A 4524-nucleotide genomic window follows, 5' to 3' on the forward strand; every position below is an offset into this window, starting at 1 on the left:
GCGGCCCCGTTGTTGTACAGGGCTTTCGAGATCTCGACCGCCGTCTCGATGCGGTCGTTACCCCACAAGCGGCTGGACGCCCCTGCGTCGTTCGGACCGACCCAGGTCTTGTCGACCACGTCGGCGGCTTCGTCGTCGTCGAGGGTGAGGTCACCGTCCTTGTCGACGAACACCAGGATCACGTCGCGTCCGGTGTCGGCGCCGGTGTAGGACTGCTGGCAGGTCCCGTCCGCCTCGGTCTCGCACGCCCCGAAGACGCCAGGGGGTACCGCTGGGTCCCCCGGCTTGTTGACCGCGGCGTTGGTGGCCGATACGCGGTTGGGGCCCTGCACGATCTTGAAGACGACACGCTCACCGGCCTCGTTCTGCGGTGTGGTGGCGGGGTCGTCCTTGGTCGTGTCGATCGGCTGCGGTTGCGCTGCCCTGTTCGCGTAGGTCGCGGTGATCGTGTGTGCGGTGCCGACCAGGTTGGTCGCGGTCTCCGGGACCGCGTTCAGTGTCGCGGTCTCCGCCTCCTGTTCCAGGGTGTACGGATCCCGGTCGCCCACGAGTTCGGGAGGGACGGTCGTCTGGGCTGAGGCGGCTGGCGCCAACGTCAGCGGCACGAACAACGCCAGGAGCGTCGCCGCAGCCGCGAGCCAGGCGTACGACCTCAAGCTCGCTACTCGGTTCTCGTTCAAGTCTGGTACCTCTCGACAGTGTGCGCGTGTGTCGGGCCCGGCCACGACCTGGCCGAGGAAGGCTCGGTGAGGCCCCCGCTCTCTGGCCCCATCCCCATGGCTCGATGGACCCAACGGTCAAGGACCATAACGCTGCCACCGGCGCTTCGCCAACCCGCACCCGACGGTCGGACAGGGGCTGGACTCCGGCGGTCACGTCGCGCACCGTGACGACGACGTCTCGGACGGTGGTCTCACGGCCCCGGGTTACCCTCCGGCGCATGTCGCTGATCGAGCGGACGCTCGCCGTGCAGCGCGCCACCCTCGCCGCACTCCTGGCCGGGTCCGCGCTGGTGTTCTGGCGTGGCAGCTACGACGTGTTCAACACGCCGAAGGCGACGCTGGTCGTCCTCGCCACGATCGTGGTGCTCGCCACCGGCGCGGTCCGCCTGTCACGGACCCGCGTGTTGCACCTACCGAGGACCCGCGCCTGGCTGGCCCTGGCGCTCTTCGCCGCCGGCTTGGTGGCTGCCACGCTGACGGGGGGCGCGCCGATGCGCGCCACGGTCGGCGAGCCGGGCCGCCACACCGGACTCGCGATGTACATCACGTACGTGGTGCTGTTCGTCGTGTCGCTGACGTTGTTCCGCGATCGCTCACCCGACGTGCTGATCCGCGCTCTGGCGGTGGCCGCCGTCCCGGTCGCCGGGTACGGACTGTTACAGGCGGCCGGGATCGAGCCGTTCGAGTGGATCGCGTTCGAGGCCGGCCCCCAGGTCGTGTCCACCATGGGCAACGCCAACTTCCTGGCCGCCTGGCTGGGGATGGTCGTCCCGCTGGCCATCGGCGGGGCGTTGCGGGCGTCGTGGTCGGTTGGGTGGCGGGCGGCGGCGGCGGGCGCCGCGGCGTTGGCGCTGGTGGTCGCCGTTGCGACCGGCTCGCTGCAAGGCGTGGCGGTCGCCGCGGTCGGGATCGCTCCAGTGGCGTGGATCTGGGCCGGCTCCCGCCTGTCGCGCCGGTCGCGGTGGGCCGTTGCGGCGGTGGTCAGCGTGGCCGTCGTCGGGGTCGTCGCGGCGGTGGCTGCCGGGATCGGCCCGCTGGAGACGGTGCGGTCGAGCGCGGCCCTGAGCCTCAGCACCCGGGCCGGCAAGTGGGCAGCGGCGTGGCGCATGTTCACCGACCACCCGGTGGCGGGGGTGGGACTGGCCGGGTTCGGCGACCGCTTCAACCTCTACCGCTCCGCCGAGGTGGCGGCCAGATCGGGCCTGCTGCGCTCGGTCGACGACCCCCACGCCGTCCCGCTCGCGCTGCTGACCAGCGGCGGTGTCGTGCTGGGCGCCGGGTACCTGGCCGTGGTCGGCGTGACCGCTTGGTCGCTGGTCCGGGGCCTGCGCACGGCCCACGGCGACGACCAGGTCCTCCTGGCTGCGCTCGGCGGGGCCTGGCTCGGCTACCAGCTGCAGTCTCTGGTGTCGATCGATGTCCCGCCGCTGGCGGCGCTGCACTGGGTACTGGCCGGGGCGATCGTCGGCCGGGCGACCCGCCCCGCATGGTGGACGCTGACCCTCCCCGGCGCCCCGGCGCCGTCCCGGCGCAGGGGCGGCCCGCCCGGGCTGGCGCCCCGCTCCCCCGGCATGTTGGCGAGCATCACGCTCGTGGCGGTGGCGGCAGGCGCGATCGCCCTGACACCGCTACGGGCCGATGTCGCTGCCGCCCACGCGGTGCGGCTGGCCGCCCGCGGCGATACCCAAGCCGCGTTCGCCGCCTACGAGCGCGCCTCGCAGGTGGCCTGGTGGGAGGGCATGTACCCGGCGCTCACCGGGGCGTACCTGACCGAGCTCGGCAGCTACCGCGAGGCCCGGCAGCGTCACGAGGAGGCCGCAGCCCGCGAACCGCGCAACCTGGTGCACCGCATCAACATCGCGAGGCTGTCCGCCGCGCTGGGCGAGATCCAACGCGCCCGCGACGCCTACCAGACCGCCCTGGCCCTCGACCCCAAGACGCCGGAGGTGCTGGCGGAGGTCGGTGAGTTCGAGCTGCAGCACGGCAACCCCAGGGTGGCGGCGGACCTGCTGCAGCGCGCCGTGGAGCGCCGGCCGGGGAACCGCACCTGGCAGCAGCTGCTGACGCAGGCTCGTGAGGCAGCCTGATCAGACCGTTCAGACCGTCAAGACCAGCTTCCCGAAGACGTCACCTGCCGCCAAGCGGGCCAGAGCCTGGTCGCCGTCCGTCAGCGGGAACGTCTCGTCGATCAGCGGCCGCACCCCGGTCACGTGCAGGAACCGCACGAGCGACTCGAGCTCACGGCGGGTGCCCATCGTCGAGCCGAGCACCCGCAGGTGGCGGAAGAACAGGTGGTTGAGCACGGCCGGCGGGGTGGTCCCGGTGGTGGCTCCGATCACGACGACCGTCCCGCCGGCACGGACGCTCTTCATGGAATGCTCCCAGGTGGCTTCGCCGACGCTCTCGAGGACGAGATCCACCCTCTCCGGCAGCCGTTCACCCGCCTCCAGTGCCGCGTGCGCTCCGAGTTCCCGGGCGGCGTCCCGCTTCTGTGCGCTGCGGCTGGTGACGTACACCCGAGCACCGGCAGCGCGTGCCAGGAGGATCGCCGCGGTCGACGTTCCCCCGCCCGCACCCTGCACGAGGACCCGGCCACCGGGGTTCAGTCCGCCGCGCGTGAACAGCGCCCGGTAGACCGTCAGGTACGCAGTCGGGAGGCACGCCGCTTCGGCGAACGACAGGTCGGGTGGCTTGTCGATCAGGTTGCGTCGCGGCACCGCGACCCGCTCGGCGAACGTGCCGTCGTACCGCTCGGACAGGATCGAGAAATCCGACCTGGTCAGCGCGTCGTCGTCCCCGTCGGTCTCGCTGATCACCGAGTGGACGATCACCTCACGGCCGTCCTCGGTCACCCCAGCCGCATCGCATCCCAGCACGATCGGCAGCTGGTCCTCGCGTAGCCCGATGCCGCGCAGGCTCCACAGGTCGTGGTGGTTGATGGACGCTGCCCGCACCTGCACCACGGTCCACCCCGGGGGGGGATCCGGGTCGGGGTGATCGCCCAACGTCAGCCCCTGCAGCGGGTCGTCAGGCGAGAAAGAGGTCGCGGTGATGGCGAACACCGGCCCGAGCCTAGCCAGCCTTGAGGCATGCGCCCGACGCCCCGCTGGGGCACCAGCGGCGACCGGCGTATGGTCGAACCGGAGCGGATCGAGGGGGCAACGTGAACGCACAACGCGATGTCCACGGCACCACGGTCGCGGCGCGCACCGGGGACCTCACCCAGCAGGACGTCGACGTGATCGTCAACGCCGCCAACGCCCAGCTGCAACACGGCGGTGGTGTCGCCGCTGCGATCGTCAAGGCGGGTGGGCGCACGATCCAACGCGAATCCGACGCCTGGGTGGACGAGCACGGACCGTTGTCGCCCGAGCAGGCGGCGGTCACCAGCGGCGGTGAGCTGCCTGCCCGGTGGGTGATCCACGTCGCCGGACCCGTCTACGGCGACCAGGAACCCGAAGAGAGCCAGCGGCTGCTCGCCACGGCGGTGACAGCCGCCCTGGACGCCGCGGCGGACGCCGGCGCCCGGTCGATCGCCTTCCCGGCGATCTCCGCCGGGGTGTACGGCTACCCCCGCGAGGAGGCAACCGCCGTGATCGCCCGCACGGTCGTCGACTGGCTCGAGGAGCATCGCGATGCGCTCGACGAGGTCCGACTGATCGGCCTCGATGACGCCACCACGCAGGATTTCGCCGACGGGATCGAGCAGGCCTGACGCGACAACGTGCGCCGACGTCGCTACCCGCCGGGCCCGCTCCTCGGGTCGGTGGCCGCCACCGCCTCCTCGCGCCAGCCATGCGCC

The 4524-nt window shown here is 72.1% G+C and carries 4 protein-coding genes; 2 read left to right on the forward strand and 2 right to left on the reverse strand.

The window, feature by feature from the left end; translation table 11 throughout:
- Positions 1–656: cell wall-binding repeat-containing protein (locus M3N57_02865; protein MDP9021639.1), on the reverse strand; the 656-nt coding region annotated here is incomplete at its 3' end.
- A 284-nt stretch (positions 657–940) separates the two neighbouring features.
- On the opposite strand from M3N57_02865, the gene M3N57_02870 reads away from it, so the two are divergent.
- Positions 941–2809 carry an O-antigen ligase family protein gene (locus M3N57_02870; GenBank protein MDP9021640.1) on the forward strand — a complete coding sequence of 623 codons (1869 nt, stop codon included), beginning with the start codon at positions 941–943 and terminating at the stop codon, positions 2807–2809.
- A 9-nt stretch (positions 2810–2818) separates the two neighbouring features.
- On the opposite strand, the gene M3N57_02875 is transcribed toward M3N57_02870, so the two are convergent.
- On the reverse strand, positions 2819–3784 hold the full coding sequence (locus M3N57_02875; protein MDP9021641.1) for a zinc-binding dehydrogenase: 966 nt from the start codon (positions 3782–3784) through the stop codon (positions 2819–2821).
- A gap of 101 nt (positions 3785–3885) precedes the next feature.
- Between M3N57_02875 and M3N57_02880 the strand changes: the two genes are divergently transcribed.
- A complete protein-coding gene (locus M3N57_02880) occupies positions 3886–4437 on the forward strand; it encodes a macro domain-containing protein (protein MDP9021642.1) in 552 nt (183 codons plus the stop codon).
- The last annotated feature ends 87 nt before the right edge of the window (positions 4438–4524 follow it).

The sequence above is a fragment of the Actinomycetota bacterium genome, from assembly GCA_030776725.1.
Classification (GTDB): domain Bacteria; phylum Actinomycetota; class Nitriliruptoria; order Nitriliruptorales; family JAHWKO01; genus JAHWKW01.